Genomic DNA, 14,717 nt, shown 5'->3' with positions numbered 1-14,717 from the left:
CCCTCAAACTTCTTTAATATCGATATCGTGTACTGTTTTCATAAGGTGTTTCTTATTGCGATAACTCGCCAATTTCCGCGTTACTGCCGACTTCACATCCTCAACAATCAGCTTCCCATTGCTCAGGTATGTAAAATCTGCGTAATACCTCAATTCAGGTTTTGCCCTTTTCTCTCCTTCCAGTTTTACTTTAGGTGCCAGTACAAATTTAACCTGACACTTAAGCTCTGAAATTTCACCCCTCTGCATTCGCGCTGTAAGCTCGATATAGCGCTTGTACTCTTTGACGCTATCGAACTTCATCCCATCCTTTTCTATGCGCTGTGCGTTGAATTTACTGCGCCCTGACTTGGGTTTAGTCTTGGGCGCGTATTGAGCGTGATATTCAGCGAGTGAGATGCTGGTCATGGCTCACCATCGTAAAAGCGTTCGCAAAATCCCGATAAGGCCTTGCATAAACACTCCCATCATTCAGACTTTGATAAACAGCCATTTTTGGAAACTTTTCGTTGTTACACTTATTTGCTGTTGCGATGTAGCTGTATAGATTTCCAGTTTTGTTGTGCTTATAGATCACGACTCACCTCGCAGAATAATTTCAATTTCTTCACGGATTACATCAATACTTACCAGAGCATCAATGTATTCAAGCCAGCCTGAACTTGCTTCCCATTCTTCACCAGTTTCACAAAACTCAAAATTAATCAGATGCGAATTAGATGGTTCATCTTTTGCAATTGCTAAATGATCTTGATCAATTTTTTTCACATAGCATTGGTTGTCAAAATGGTAAAATTCAGCATCTTCAGGTGCGAATCGATCTATACATATCAACTTCTCCAGGCGCTCAATTAGTCTTAATTTGATGCTCAAAGCCTCAACCACTTGTTCACACGTCCAACTGGTTCTTGGTGATAATCCATTCACACCATGAAGCATTCCTTGGATTTTGCACATGGATGTTTGAAATCGATCCTTTCGAGCCACTTCACCAGTGCCATCAAATTCAAGATCATCAAGTTGTGCGTCACGGAATTGAGGTAAGCGGATATCACGCTCAGTAACTTGTCGTTTATTCATGCCTTCACCCCAAATAATTCTTTAGCCATACCAGTTGCTTTAAATTTATTGTTAGTTGTTCTTTCCAGATATCCAATTTCAACCAAGTCATTCAAGCATCTGCGGATCGTCCATTTAGTTGCACCTAGCACACAAGTGGATATATCACCAACTCTGAATTGATCTGGTGTATGCACAGCAAAAAGCAAAATGTCAAAGCGGTTTTCAAAAATGTGTCTTGAATCATTTCTCATGCTGCACCGCCAAACAGATCAGGATGAGCAACAGCTGGATTCATCCACAAGCATTCAATTCTTGTATCCGTGCCACGGCCAGACGAAATACGCGCTTTAGTTTCTATCCGTTTCCAGCCTTTCAGCGTGTCGTCATACATCTCGCATGGATAGCCTGAAAGCATGACCATTCCTTCTAGATCAAGTAATGTTTCTAGCAATTCCTGATGAGCCGTATCATCCATTTCATGTCTGTAAATACGACCAGATTTAGCACCGTCATAACGTGTGTTCATGACGTACGGCGGATCTACATAATGCAAAGTCGATTCAGCATCGTGATCTTTTAAAACTTGAACTGCTGGGCGATTTTCAATAAGTACGCCACTCAAACGCTGGCCAATCATTGACAAGTGTTCTGGATATGTGGACCACAGCGATTGAGCTGTACCATATTGGCGCTTTGTATCGATTCGAAACCCTGTGATGCCCTTTGTGGCTCCAGCAGATCCAAAGCCCATCTGTGCACGTATGCATACGCGGCGTGCCCGTTCAATTTTGTTTTCAACTGGTTCCCAAGCGTTTTCAAAATCTGTGCGGCTGTATGGGGTTAAAACCAACTGCTCAATGAGCTGTTCTCTCGAGCTAGAATTCCGAAGCACTTCAAATAGATTTACGATATCGCCATCAAGGTCGTTATAAACCTCCGCATACGCACGTGGCTTCTGCAGCAGAACACCAGCTGCGCCGCCGAATACTTCCGTGTAGCAAGTGTGATTCGGCATTTGAGAAATAATCCAATGCGCTAAGCGAAATTTTCCACCGTGATAACGGATAAGAGGATGATCTAGTTTCACACCCCACCTCCCACACGTTGATCCGCCCAATTGCACTCAACCACCGTTAAACCATCATGCTGAAAGCGTGACCAGAGACGATCGCCTAAATCCTTCTGCAGTTCTGCCAAGGTCAAATTCGAAACAATCATGGTTGCCTTACCCGCGTCATAGCGCGAATACAAAACCTTGTGTACTAGCTGTAAGCGGTTCTCATGACGGTCATGCAATCCGTATTCATCCAAAATGAGTAAGTCGTAATCTGTAAAGCGGTATACGGCGCTACTCTCGCTGTCATCGGGTTTCTTCCAGGCATTTGCAATCTCATTGGCCATGTCTTCAGATGTGATGTAACGGACCTGAATTCCCTTGTTCAGCAAAGTACGTGCTGTAGCACAGCTGAGGTGTGTTTTTCCCGTACCTGTTTTGCCAGTCATGATCAGATTGCGTTTGTGGCCATTGATCATTGATTTAGCAAAATTCACACAGCTAGCCAGCGCTTTGGATTGGCCTTCATGTGTAGCTTGGTAATTTCTAAAACCTGAATCCTTGTGACGTGCTGGGATCATTGCGCCAGCGAAATGCAGTTCACGTACCATCTGGTCTACGTGCTTCTGGCGTTCGCGGTTATTTTGATTCACGTTGTTTTTAGCGCATTCAGGGCAAATCTGATTTGGGCCAGCTTGTACCATGTGAACTTTGTGTTCAGGGCAGAATGTTTGCACCTGAGGAAAGCTCATTGAGATCATCGCGTTCATTCGAAATCCTCCGGTATGTGTACGTGTGTTGGTGCACCCGTTGGTTGTGGAAATGAATTCCATGCATCGTTCACATTGCGAGAGTTTGGTTTTTCAGGAGTACGGGGTTTTGATTTTTTTGCTTCGCGTTCTGCATTGGCCAATTGTTTTTCAAATTCTTGAAAAATCCATTGTGCGAATTTGCGCAGTTTTTGGTTATCCGTGATTTGGTGATTGTTTTCGTGGTGAGCGTTGAAGTTCCCCAGATGAAATTCAAAATCCGCCATACCCAAAATTTCATAAACTCGTTGTGAGTGCTTCGTGGCTTTCAGAGCTGTTGCCAGTTGTTCAAGATTTGGTTTCCATGCTTCTGAATTTTGATTTTCCGCGGGCGCGTTCTTGTGTGTGTATATATCTGTAGTAATCTCTGTAGGAACGAATTGCGCTTTTGTTTGCTCCCGAACTGCGCTTTCGTCAGTTGGGGAAATGACGTTTTGTGAGTTCGCCAAAATCATGTCTGTAAGCCACTGATCAAAGCATTCTTCGTTAAATTTGAAGTACAAACGATGGTCGAGTCGTTTGTACGTTTCAGAGATTAAACCCAAGGCAACCAGCTTTTTTCTGGCACTCGCTTGCTCACGATAAGACAGACCTGTTTCTTCTTCAATTTCCTCAGAAGTTTTATAAACGCCCAGTGGGTTATCTGTTTTATCTGCCCAAAAAACCATTTGGCCAAGAAAGATTCCAGCCTTCACGCAGCCGATGTATTTACCCAGCTTGGGGAAGTAAGCGATAGGTTGCCCTGTGCCACGAAGTGACAGAATGTGGCTCATTGAGCATCCCCTTTAGGCATTTCGTAAATAAAACTGCCATGCATTAAAATTCTATTAGCTCTACGTAAACTCGCTACAATTTCAGCAGCTTGATACACAGAAATTCGGTGCTCATTCACCAGTGTTTCAATGAGCTCATCTCTGAGCACCGCGGCATTCTTTTCGTCGCGATTAATCTTTCTAAGGTTTGCTTTACGCACATCTAGCAGTCGAGCAAGTGAACGTAATGCTGGTTCATACCATGACTGCGTCCATTGCGCTTGTTTATGCTCTGGCTGTTTTTGAATTGCCTTGTTGGTGATCATGGGACCTCCGCAAGCGCTTGTTCAGCTGTTGTCAGCCTACGTTTAGCCAATACCTCTGCCACGGATGCATTGCGGACTAATTTTTTGCTTAGAGTTAATGTGCCGAAGCGAATCAACACACAAACCATGTGCTCATAAACCTCAATCACATAGCAAAGGTCGTCAAACGACTCGAAAGCCCCGCTCTCATCCAAAACCACTGCATCACCGATCATGAAGTCCGCATTGTTTTCAATAGGTTGTTGTGTTAAATTTGAATTCATATTCAATCCCCCCTAAGTTTTGAATTACTAAAAGCCTGATGTACGAGATCAGGCTTTTTTATTGCTCTACGCATTTGTTTATTTGCATTTCTAATTCGGCCAATATCTCGTGTAGCAGATGAATGACCTTTGACATGTCTATGGCTTCACCACGAGTGATTCGACCGTCTGCCATCATTTCTTTGAACTGTGCACATATATCCCCACCACCCATTCCAATACTGAGTACTAGGTCTGTGAGTGCTGTATCTCGGCATTCGGGTATACATGGCAAGTTAATAGCCACTTTTCCGTGTTGGGCATTCAGCGTTTGTAAAATGCGGTAATCCCCGGTCAGCTCCATAAGTTTTGAAGCTTCAAGCAAAGTAATGTGGTGTGTTTCCGTATTTGGATTCACTTTGCTGTTGAGTACTGCTGGGCTTTTTATGCCCATTCGTGGCGCTAGTGCATTCGCTCCACCTTGATAGTCGTGAACAGTGTTGTAGGCAGCATCCAATATGTTCATGGCGATTCCTTTTGAACGTGGTTATTGGAGGGCTGGCTTATTACTATTTTTAGTAGAACGAATGAACGACCAATTTATATCTGGTCGTAGCTGTTCCGCTTTAACTTTTGATTTAGTTAATTCCTCTATTGGCAAACAGCGATCTTCAGGAATTTTATCGAAATTCCATTTACTTAAAGCCCAAGGTGTAATGCCTAATCCACGGGCTAAAGCTGATTTATTGCCAGCAATTTTTATCGCTTTTTCTAAAGCATCTTTTGGAGATAACATAATGCACTCAATAAAACTACTTAAAGTAGAAGATAATATACTACCTAAAATAGAATTGGTGCAACTAAAAATACGAGGTAAACTTCTACCATTGGTAGAAAATGGAAAGAAATCCAAAGTGCAGACAGCAAAATATCTTGAATTTGCTTCAAGACTAAAAAGCCTTATGGATAAGGATGGATCACCTATTACAACTGTTAATCAGTTGAAAGACGCTATTGAAGTTACTTACGAAATGGCTCGTAGATACACGCTTGGTATAGCAAAACCACGCGAAGAAAAGATGCAGATTCTTGCTGATAAATTTAATGTTGATATTAGTTATTTAGATCATGGCACTGGTTTGGAACCTAATGTAACTACTCCTTTTCCAGTTGCGGGTCGCCTTGTCCCTGTCATCTCTTGGGTTCAAGCTGGAGCATGGACCACTGTAGATTCTGTGCCTGCGGGTACACAGTTTGATGAATGGTTACCACCAAACCCTAAGTGTGGAAAGAATGGCTATGGCTTGGAAGTAGTTGGAGAATCAATGCTCCCAGACTTCCGCCCTGGCGACAAAATTTATGTAAATCCTGACTTTCAAATAACAGATTTAAAAACTGGTGATTTAGTTATTGTTTCCTGCCAAGGCGATAGTGAAGCGACTTTTAAGAAGCTTATTGTTGAAAGCGGAAATATGTATTTACAGCCTTTAAATCCCGACTGGCCAGAAAAAACTATAGCTTTGGAAGATGGCTGTAAGTTGGTTGGTAAGGTTGTTGGATTGTATAGAGATGTTTAATATTTTTACTTAAGTTTGGACCTATAATGACAGAAATAAATTTAGCGGATACTAGACCTACCAAAGAATATTTAGTTCATGGTATTACGCAAGATGTAAGTATCGAAGAATGTATTTTTGATTTAATTGATAATTCAATCGATGCTTATCCGAGAAATTCTGATGAAATAATGTCTGACTATGATAATTACACAATAGATTTAACAATACAAAAAAATCTTTTTTCTATTGATGATCAAGGTAAAGGTATTAACAAAGGTTTATTGGAAAAAGATACCTTACGCTTTGGGACAAAGAGTGATCATCACACCACTAGTATTGGGTTCTACGGAATAGGATTAAATCGAGCACTTTTCAAACTCGGAAAAAAAATTGATCTAAGTACAGAGACTGACAAAGAAAGATCAATTATAAGATTAGACGTTAATAAGTTTCTAAAAGACAATGACAACTGGTCACTCCCAATAATTCCAGAAAAATTAAAAGGAATTAAAGGCACGTCCATAAAAATCGAGAATTTAAACTCTGAAATCAACGAGAATTTTTCCAGTACAAATTGGATTAATTCATTTTCCAATCAAATATCAATTCGTTATAGTGAATTTTTAAAGAAAAACTTAAAAATCAGAGTTAACGGAAATGACGTAAAGCCTTATTTAGTCTCAATTAGAAATAATAGTGGTTTCAAAGAATTAAAAAAAGAGTTTACTCATAATGGTATTAAAGCAATCATAACCTTAGGACAAAGCTCAAATCACTTTTTCTCTTATGAAGATAGCTATAACTACGATAAAAATGCTACGCCTAAAGATTGTGGATGGTTTGTGTATTGCAATGATCGAGCTGTAAAGCTGTTTGATTGGACACCTGATACTGGTTGGTATACGAAATTTCATAATGAGCATAATGGCTTCATTGGAAAGGCATATTTCATTGGTAATGCAGGAAAACTACCTTGGAATACTAGTAAAACAGATATAGATTTGAATAACGAAATATACAAAAAATCCTTAGAAACAATGAAAAATTTTTCCGAGGAATGGAGAAAACATACAAATAAAGTTTTAAAAAGAGGATTTAGGCCCATTACTGAAGAAAATCCTGCAATAAGTGATTTATTTGGCAGTTTACCAATGGGAGGAAAGCAACCTGTACAACCAGCGACAAATCCACAGCCAATTATTGAGCAAGCTCCCCTAAATCCACAGCCAATTATTGAGCAAGCTCCCCTAAATCCACAGCCAATTATTGAGCATGCCACCCTAAATCCACAGCCAATTATTGAGCATGCCACCCTAAATCCACAGCTTGATATTCAGCAAGATCCCCTAAATTTACACCAAGTTTCACAAGAAACTAAAGATAACTTTTATAAAGAGGATGAATTATCTGATAATTTTTATCAATACGATCCTAATTATTCAGCTCCGAGCCATATTGTAGACTATGAATATTTATTTAATAATAAAACAGCTAAAGTCCCTTTTTTTATACCTAACGAAGAAATCAAGCTTAAAAGTCTTTTAGCTGAACTTGTGAAAATTAGAATTTCAACTTTACCAATAGCAACTATAATGTTGATAAGGGCATTCCTCGAGTTAAGTTGCGACTATTACAGTAGAAAGTTTAATGTTGATATAAAAACCAGAAAACCGTCTCTATCAGAAATAGTTTCTAGATGCCTTCATAAGATGGAAGAAAAACAGCATTTGAGATTAGATTCTAGACGTATTTCTACATTGCATTCTCTTTGTAATGAAAGAAAATATGAAAAAGGTTTTTTGTGTATTCAGAACTTGCAAATAACATTGCATTCTGAAGACTTAATTTGGGACAAAGGATCTATCCTCTCATTTTGGTACACATTACTTCCATTTCTCACCGCTTGTTATAACAGCCATCAAAGATAACTTTCAAAATTTTCTCAGCCACAATTGGGCTAACACTATTACCAATTTGGCGGAAACTATGCCATTTTGTTTCATGAAAAACAAACCAATCAGGGAAGCCTTGCAATCTCGCTGCTTCCCTAGGCGTAATTACTCTTGGTTCTAAATAATGTATTGGTCTTACAGCTTGATAGCTACCTTTATCACTACCTGTACCCGCTCGTAAGGTTGGACAATATCCAGCAGGATTCAATTTTACGGATTTTGATATTTTATCCTGTTCACCAAATTTTAATTCTTTGAAACGCTTCTCAACTTCAAGCGTATGCCTCGTTCCATGACACCCTGATACCAAATTTTCTTCAAAGTATCTTTTTAAACTTTCAGGATCGCCTACATTAATAGGAATTTGTCCTTCTACTTTTTTAAAAAACTCATCATCACTAAATTTCTCTTTTTCAATTTTTTGCCATGAGTCAATTTCTTTTAACCATGTAGGTTCAATTTTTTGCATTAGTCCTTTGAGCGCATCCTCTACAGTTGGAGCTTCAACTGATTGATTATAAAAATTATGCTCACTCAAGATATATTTAACTTTCTTACGATGAAACCCAATAAAAAATATCCGTGTTCTAATTGTTGGGGCACCAAAATCTGAAGCTTTAATTTTTAAAGGAGGCAATAAATAATATTTTTCTTTAACATGTGATAAGGCAGCTTCTCTTATTTCAGAGTATTTTTCATTTAAAATACCAGAGACATTTTCTGCGACAAAAAAATCAGGATCTAGTTCTTTTACAATTCGAAAAAAATCATTAAATAAGTTATTTCGTGGATCTTCTAAGTCACGTTTACCCATTGTACTAAAGCCCTGACAAGGGGGACCTCCAACAACACCTTGTAAATCTTTTTTAGAAATTTTTAACTCTTTTAAAATCTCTTTCCCATCTAGTTTGGATATATTTTTTTGGATATGACAAGAGTATGGAAAGTTTTTCGAATGTGTAGAAATAGCATGATCATCCAGTTCAACAGCACCTATCACATTAAATCCTGCACGGGAAGCACCCAAACTAAGGCCACCTGCGCCGGCAAATAAATCAATAATATTCTTAGTCATAGACCCTCCACTTTTAGCTTAGGATCATACATTTTATTTTGCATTTTACGATCGTTTATTTTTTTAGATGTCTTTTATTTCACCGCTATCAAACAAAATTTTATTTTTTTCGTAGAAAACGGAATTTTTTAAACTAATTCCTTCTAGCCAAAACTACAAAAAGACTTATTCACCTTCATACTCTTGCGAACTTGCAAGTTGGGTCAATTGTTGGGTTTTCTTTTGCCTACCACAACAAAAAACAATTAAAAGTAGAATATTTTCTACAATGTATTGACAATATTTCTACTTAAAGTAGTATTTATTTCACCAGACAACAAAAAAGCACACCGTCCTTCTAACTCCGATGTGCTTTGCAACTTGCGAGATAAGTATGAACAAAACATTAACCCCTTTCAATAGCTTTGCTGTTACGGCGCTTACCGCCAGCGTAACAATTGGCGCTTTAGCATACAGCCTTCAGCCAAACTTCGACCTTACTGCTCATCCAGTAAAACAAATTACTCCTGCACAAACTGCAGTTGCAGCTATGCACTTCACCTCTGCTAACTCTGGTACTGCAGTCATCCGTTTAGACGGCTTCACCCTAGACGTTAGCTTTGACTTCGAACGCATCAACGACTCATACGGCGTACCAGGTAGTGAATTTACCAATGCCGATATTACAAATCTATCTGTAGACAAAGTCATGGATACATCTGGCTATCCAATCCGCGACTTTACTGACTTCAATGACCACTTGACCATCAACGCAATGCTGGTTGCTCACATGCTTCAAAACAAAATGTTGGAGGCTATTTAAATGAATACTCATAACAAACCTTTTCGTAAAGATTTAGGCCTTGATGATGCAGGCTTCCACCGCATCCGCATGGGCAACACAGTTTACTGCGTAAAAAATAATGTCATTTACATCTTGTCTGCAGATGGCCGACTCACCCAAGTTGATGAAAGCACGCTTAGTGCCAAGTCTTGGATCCGTCGCAATGTAAATGAAGTGCTTGGCCAAAACCTAAAATTCAAAGCGCATTTTGCCTTCAAGAGCCGTCGTGGTTACGTGATTGATGTGAATGGCATTCAGTACACAGCACGAGTATCTACAGATCCGACCAGCTGTCTAGATAGTTATGTCAGCTCCCCTTATGCACCAATCTTTATGTTTAGTAGCCTACTGGTGAATGACAATGGTGTATTACGTGCTGTCACTGAAAATGAAGTTAGTCACCCTGAATTTCAGCGCGTGTTTAAAAACTGCCTTAACGCTCGACGTCGCATAGACCGTATTGAGCAACGTGTTGCTTTGAATACCCCAAGCCGTACTGCAGGTGCTCAGTATCGCAAGCATAAATCTTTATGCATTAAGCGCTCTGCTTGATTAAGGAGAATAAATTATGTCTATTCAAATTATTCCTGCAGATCAAGCCTTAAATGTCAGCGCGATTATTACTTACATCTATGCAGATCCGGGTGTGGGTAAAACATCACTGGGCTTTACAGCGGATAAAGCGATTTCTTTCGACTTTGACCGTGGTGCACACCGTACTGGTGAGCTACGTCGCGGTGCCGTAGTACCAGTGCAACAGTGGGCTGATATTGAAAATATCAAAGAGCAGGATCTTGCTCCGTACAATACCGTTGTTATTGATACAGTTGGCGCGATGCTTGAGTCTATTAAAACTCACTTGCTGAAAACTGCAAATAACCGTCAACAAGATGGTGCTTTAAAACTTAAAGCCCAAGGCTTGGCCAATATGAAGTTTAAGCAATACATCTATACCCTACTTAGCTTTGGCAAGGATGTGGTGTTTATTGCCCATGCATCGGAAGATCAAAACGGCGATCAAGTGATTTACCGTCCTGAATTGGGTGGTAAAAACCGCAATGAGCTGTACCGCATTGCTGACATTATGGGTTATTTGACCACTGTTACTACTGGCGAAGGCAAAAATGCCCGTGTCATCAATTTCAAGCCATCACCTACTCATCACGCTAAAAACTCTGGTGCATTGGGCGGTGAAACTGGTGAAGTTTGGTTGCCTGACTTAAAAGCCAACCCTACCTTTTTGGCAGATTTGATTGCTCAAGCCAAGGCACATATCAACACATTAACCCCTGCGCAATTGGCCTCCGCTAAAGCACTTGAAGACTTGGAAAATTGGAAACAAAGCTGTGATGAAGCTTTGTATGCAAGTGATCTAAACCAATTAACCGAGTCACTTGATAAAAGCCACATGTATTACCAAAACATGCGCCAAGCCATGCTATTCAAGGCAAAAGAGCTGAACTGTACCTTTGATAAGCATAAAGAAATGTGGATTAGCCCGCCCGAGTTTAATGCCATTACGGATGCTCAACGCGATGACCTACAGGCATTCATTGCTGAACGTGGCTTAGATGTGAAAACAGTGTGTGAGCACTTGGGCATTGATTCATTAATGCAAATCGATTCAACAAAAATTCAAGCTGTAAAACAAGACATTGATCAACTCGCTAAAGAAGGAACTCAAGCATGAATATCTTAAATGGAACTAAAGCCTTTGAAGCAATGTCTGCAGGTCAAAAAATTGAATGTCGTCATGTTGGATCTGATTTAGATTTTGATGAGATTCGCAATTTCCCTGCAACTGTTTTTATTGATCAAGAATATGAATTTCGTGTTGCTGTTGTTTATATGCTGATAGGTGCAATACGAGTACCAGAGGCTACAAAAGAAGCACCAGCAAAAGGAACGCTATGCTTCACCCCCTCACTTTTAACAACTGAGTTGAGTAAATCATTCAAATGGAAAAACTCAGACTTGGATTTAGCATTGTTACAACGTGGCCAAGTTCATTTGTACGAAGAAAATGCTGTTATCCATGCACAAGCCCTCATTACGATTAGTCATGGATCATTCAAAGCAGACGAAGCTTCTACAGCTGACAATGAATTGCCTTGGGAAGATAAAAATGTCCAAAATCCAACATCAAATGATGTTGAAGAAAAGACATCTACAAATCAACTCAACACAGAAGAAGATCTAGCTGAACAGGATCAAGCTTTTATACAGCGATCTTCTAAAATTAAAGATGATTTTATTCACATGTTTAGCACGTGCAAGACAGAGAGAGATATCAATGGCGTTCACGGCATGGCCCTTGTGAATAAATTGCTGACCAGCTCAGACAAAGCTCTTATCACGGCATATCGGGAGTATTTAAAAAGCTTAAAAGAATTATTGAGCAGTATAGCCAATTCGAGCACACCTGCAGAAGTAAATGCGCATATTCGCGACACAAAATCTTGGACAGAAATCCAGCGAAAACCTTTGTTAGATGCGATTCATAAGCGCCTGCAAGAACTTGCGCCAGCAGAAGCTGAAATTAAAATGCCTCCATCCCTGATGGTCCAAATTCAAAATGCGCCAGATCTAACTACACTGGATACATTAGAGATTGATGTATCTACACGCCATGCAGATATTCAACCAAAGCTTATGGGCTATGTGAAGCAACGTCGCTTTGAGCTTGAGAATCAAGCAAGTGAGGCTTCTTAATGGCTTATCAATACTCATCAATTACCCGCGTGCTGATTATTCAGCACAACGGTCGGGTAAAAAGTTACCGCAATATCAATCTATTTGGGATTGAGGATTGTATTAAGCAGTTTGTGGATAGTTGGGGGCATCGCCATGGTTGAGCATATAAATACAATCTCTCGTTTACCTAATGAGCTATGCCCTGCATTCATGGAGTGGTGTGTGCGTGGTGGACATGAAATCAAAATTAAGAAAGATCGCGTTGTTGTTCGTAAAGGTTTGAAGACTGGCGAGATATTTGCGAAACGCGGTGCTATTCAGCCAAGTTATTTAATGAACGATTACCTGGTTGAGCGTTTCAAGTTATTCAGTCTGCAATGGCTAAAACAAGGTAAATCTTTTGTGAATGACTTGGATAATTCAATGATGCACAAATTTGCAGAAGTACATCGTCAACACAATTTAGCTAAGGTGGCGTGATGGATATTTGTTTGGTCAAAGTATCTGAATTTATCAAAAGAGTGTATGGCGATCAGGGAGCAACACCACCCACTCGCCAAACCATTGTGCGACAATGCCGTCTTGGTCAATTGCCCGCAGAGCAAAAAGGTAAATTGTGGTACATCAAATGGAATATTTACCAGAAGCAAACTGGTGATGATCTTGTTGATAAGGTTTTAGGAAGTTAAGCGCATGGCACGACCACGCACCAAGCGAAATAAAGATTTACCTGCAAATCTATACCGAAATACCGGAAATGGATGGCGCTATCGTCATCCGTTAACTGGTAAATGGCACAGTATGGGTAATGAAAAAGCGAAAGCAATCACTGCTGCACGTAAATTGAATGACATACTAACCCCTTCGACCGATCTTGTTTCAGTGGTTATGGGAGAAGTAACATTCGGTGAGTTTTCACAAAAGTTCTTGTCTGAAAAACGTCGAAAAGATGGACGTTCTCTCGCTCCAAACTCTATTAAGACGTATACACATAGCTTAAATCGCTGTAGTGAATGGAGCGATAAGCCATTGTCATCAATTACCCTATTTATGACAAATAAGCTACTTGAAAGCTTACCCGCTTCAACAAGCATTGAAACCCGAAGTTTATTGATTCAAATTTTTGATTTGGCAATCAGTAAAGGATTGGTGACAGAGAACCCGGCTGCACAAACCATTAAGCGCTTCCGTGTTAAACAACGTAAACGCCACACACTTGAAGGTTTGGCTAAGATTCGTGATGCTTCCCCTCAATGGTTAAAGAATGCTATTGATTTAGCAATGCTCACAACTCAACGACGTGTTGACATCATCAATATGAAATGGACAGATATTGTTGATGGTTATTTACATGTCGCACAGCAAAAAACTACTGATGATCCTGAAGATGAATTTGAGCTATTGGAAGGTGCAGGTTATGTTCGAATCAAAGTGAATGCAGAATTGCAGGCGGTTTTAGATCGATGTAAAGATAATGTCCTTAGCCCCTTCATTATTCATCGTGTGCCGAAGGGTAAAACGAAAAATAAAAGTCAGCTTAAAGAGCATTGGTCACAGGTAGAGGCACCTTATGTTTCACGCGAATTCCAAAAAGCGCTTCAACTTTCAAACGCCTATCCTGATCTTAGTGGACGTCAGTTACCAAGCTTTCATGAGATTCGAGCTTTATCGATTCATTTGCACAAAAAATCAGGAAAATCTGCTCAAGTATTAGCTGGCCATGCTACAGAAAAAATGACTGAAATGTATGCCTCTGGGCATGAGATTATTTGGAATGATGCTGACGTTGGAATTGAATTGCCGTTTAAATAACAACCGATTATCACTACAGAAGGCTCTACTACATGAGCCTTTTTATTTGCCTTTTTGACAGAGAAAACCTTAGCAAAACTATACTGTAAGTTATTGTTTTACATAAATTCCATAATTGCCATTTTTGACACTATTTTATGCGAAAGAAACAATATAAAGATCAATAAAAATAGATACTTAGAAACAATTCACAACCATGTTAAATAAATATCAAACATTTAAACAACCTTTAATTAAAGCACTGTTTTTTATATTTTATTTTCGAATTGCACCATTAATGCAAAACGCAAATAAAGTTCAAAACATAAATAAGACAGGCATTTTATCAAGTATAAGGATTTATTCAATGCTCATAAGAAGATTAAAGATACCGTTGATACAACTCGGCTTGACGACTCATACGCTAAATTAAATACAGTACATGACAGATCTAAGTATGAACTAGCTTACTGACACGGCAGTAATCATCATTTTACATTTCACGTTTTTAGGGTTCTTTTTTTGTGCACTTCAAATACTTAAATATTTCATGAAATTCATTGCCTGTCATCAGGCCT

The 14,717-nt window shown here is 39.5% G+C and carries 21 protein-coding genes; 9 read left to right on the top strand and 12 right to left on the bottom strand.

The genetic code is table 11. The annotated features are described in order from the left end of the window. Positions 1-3: 3 nt before the first annotated feature. The 11 genes from C9E88_RS07455 to C9E88_RS07405 are packed head-to-tail and all read right to left on the bottom strand — an operon-like array spanning position 4 to position 5,041. The gene (locus C9E88_RS07455; RefSeq protein WP_106986611.1) at positions 4-408 is read right to left on the bottom strand and encodes a DUF1064 domain-containing protein; all 405 of its coding nucleotides are present in this window, start codon (positions 406-408) and stop codon (positions 4-6) included. Beyond that, on the bottom strand, positions 386-577 hold the full coding sequence (locus C9E88_RS17990; RefSeq protein WP_106986610.1) for a DUF1653 domain-containing protein: 192 nt from the start codon (positions 575-577) through the stop codon (positions 386-388). Before C9E88_RS17990 ends, C9E88_RS07455 begins: the two co-directional genes overlap by 23 nt. After that, on the bottom strand, positions 574-1,080 hold the full coding sequence (locus C9E88_RS07445; RefSeq protein WP_106986609.1) for a hypothetical protein: 507 nt from the start codon (positions 1,078-1,080) through the stop codon (positions 574-576). The genes C9E88_RS17990 and C9E88_RS07445 overlap by 4 nt, the downstream gene beginning before the upstream one ends. After that, positions 1,077-1,313 (bottom strand): helix-turn-helix domain-containing protein, encoded by a 237-nt coding sequence (locus tag C9E88_RS07440; protein WP_106986608.1) that lies wholly within the window; start codon positions 1,311-1,313, stop codon positions 1,077-1,079. Before C9E88_RS07440 ends, C9E88_RS07445 begins: the two co-directional genes overlap by 4 nt. Beyond that, a complete protein-coding gene (locus tag C9E88_RS07435) occupies positions 1,310-2,149 on the bottom strand; it encodes a DNA adenine methylase (RefSeq protein WP_106986607.1) in 840 nt (279 codons plus the stop codon). The genes C9E88_RS07440 and C9E88_RS07435 overlap by 4 nt, the downstream gene beginning before the upstream one ends. Beyond that, entirely contained in the window at positions 2,146-2,886 is a 741-nt protein-coding gene (locus C9E88_RS07430; protein WP_106986606.1) for an ATP-binding protein, read from the bottom strand. The genes C9E88_RS07435 and C9E88_RS07430 overlap by 4 nt, the downstream gene beginning before the upstream one ends. Next, the gene (locus C9E88_RS07425) at positions 2,883-3,698 is read right to left on the bottom strand and encodes a hypothetical protein (RefSeq protein ID WP_106986605.1); all 816 of its coding nucleotides are present in this window, start codon (positions 3,696-3,698) and stop codon (positions 2,883-2,885) included. Before C9E88_RS07425 ends, C9E88_RS07430 begins: the two co-directional genes overlap by 4 nt. After that, a complete protein-coding gene (locus C9E88_RS07420) occupies positions 3,695-4,003 on the bottom strand; it encodes a hypothetical protein (protein WP_106986604.1) in 309 nt (102 codons plus the stop codon). Before C9E88_RS07420 ends, C9E88_RS07425 begins: the two co-directional genes overlap by 4 nt. After that, positions 4,000-4,266, bottom strand: a complete 267-nt coding sequence (locus tag C9E88_RS07415) for a hypothetical protein (RefSeq protein ID WP_106986603.1) — start codon at positions 4,264-4,266, stop codon at positions 4,000-4,002. Before C9E88_RS07415 ends, C9E88_RS07420 begins: the two co-directional genes overlap by 4 nt. 58 nt (positions 4,267-4,324) lie before the next feature. After that, positions 4,325-4,771 carry a phage regulatory CII family protein gene (locus C9E88_RS07410; RefSeq protein WP_106986602.1) on the bottom strand — a complete coding sequence of 149 codons (447 nt, stop codon included), beginning with the start codon at positions 4,769-4,771 and terminating at the stop codon, positions 4,325-4,327. A gap of 21 nt (positions 4,772-4,792) precedes the next feature. Further along, positions 4,793-5,041: a transcriptional regulator gene (locus C9E88_RS07405; RefSeq protein WP_106986601.1), complete on the bottom strand. Its 249-nt coding sequence runs from the start codon at positions 5,039-5,041 to the stop codon at positions 4,793-4,795. A 1-nt stretch (position 5,042) separates the two neighbouring features. Between C9E88_RS07405 and C9E88_RS07400 the strand changes: the two genes are divergently transcribed. After that, complete coding sequence (locus tag C9E88_RS07400) at positions 5,043-5,822, top strand: LexA family protein (RefSeq protein WP_106986600.1); 780 nt, start codon at positions 5,043-5,045, stop codon at positions 5,820-5,822. Positions 5,823-5,848: 26 nt separating this feature from the next. Beyond that, the gene (locus C9E88_RS07395) at positions 5,849-7,732 is read left to right on the top strand and encodes an ATP-binding protein (RefSeq protein ID WP_106986599.1); all 1,884 of its coding nucleotides are present in this window, start codon (positions 5,849-5,851) and stop codon (positions 7,730-7,732) included. Here the strand turns inward: C9E88_RS07395 and C9E88_RS07390 are convergent. Then, positions 7,701-8,831 (bottom strand): DNA cytosine methyltransferase, encoded by a 1,131-nt coding sequence (locus tag C9E88_RS07390; protein WP_106986598.1) that lies wholly within the window; start codon positions 8,829-8,831, stop codon positions 7,701-7,703. The genes C9E88_RS07395 and C9E88_RS07390 overlap by 32 nt on opposite strands. Before the next feature lie 373 nt (positions 8,832-9,204). Between C9E88_RS07390 and C9E88_RS07385 the strand changes: the two genes are divergently transcribed. From C9E88_RS07385 to C9E88_RS07355, 7 genes are all read left to right on the top strand, one after another. Further along, positions 9,205-9,633 carry a hypothetical protein gene (locus C9E88_RS07385; protein ID WP_106986597.1) on the top strand — a complete coding sequence of 143 codons (429 nt, stop codon included), beginning with the start codon at positions 9,205-9,207 and terminating at the stop codon, positions 9,631-9,633. Then, positions 9,634-10,206: a hypothetical protein gene (locus C9E88_RS07380; protein WP_106986596.1), complete on the top strand. Its 573-nt coding sequence runs from the start codon at positions 9,634-9,636 to the stop codon at positions 10,204-10,206. A 16-nt stretch (positions 10,207-10,222) separates the two neighbouring features. After that, on the top strand, positions 10,223-11,344 hold the full coding sequence (locus C9E88_RS07375) for an ATP-binding protein (RefSeq protein ID WP_106986595.1): 1,122 nt from the start codon (positions 10,223-10,225) through the stop codon (positions 11,342-11,344). Beyond that, positions 11,341-12,366 carry a hypothetical protein gene (locus C9E88_RS07370; RefSeq protein WP_106986594.1) on the top strand — a complete coding sequence of 342 codons (1,026 nt, stop codon included), beginning with the start codon at positions 11,341-11,343 and terminating at the stop codon, positions 12,364-12,366. Before C9E88_RS07375 ends, C9E88_RS07370 begins: the two co-directional genes overlap by 4 nt. 135 nt (positions 12,367-12,501) lie before the next feature. Then, positions 12,502-12,828, top strand: a complete 327-nt coding sequence (locus C9E88_RS07365; protein ID WP_106986593.1) for a hypothetical protein — start codon at positions 12,502-12,504, stop codon at positions 12,826-12,828. Then, positions 12,828-13,037: a hypothetical protein gene (locus tag C9E88_RS07360; RefSeq protein ID WP_106986592.1), complete on the top strand. Its 210-nt coding sequence runs from the start codon at positions 12,828-12,830 to the stop codon at positions 13,035-13,037. Before C9E88_RS07365 ends, C9E88_RS07360 begins: the two co-directional genes overlap by 1 nt. A gap of 4 nt (positions 13,038-13,041) precedes the next feature. Then, positions 13,042-14,160, top strand: coding sequence for a phage integrase Arm DNA-binding domain-containing protein (locus C9E88_RS07355; protein WP_106986591.1), 1,119 nt, complete (start codon positions 13,042-13,044; stop codon positions 14,158-14,160). The last annotated feature ends 557 nt before the right edge of the window (positions 14,161-14,717 follow it).

This window comes from Acinetobacter cumulans (genome assembly GCF_003024525.3).
Taxonomy (GTDB): domain Bacteria; phylum Pseudomonadota; class Gammaproteobacteria; order Pseudomonadales; family Moraxellaceae; genus Acinetobacter; species Acinetobacter cumulans.
Note: the sequence above shows the minus strand (reverse complement) of the source record. Positions and strands in the feature narration are given on the sequence as shown.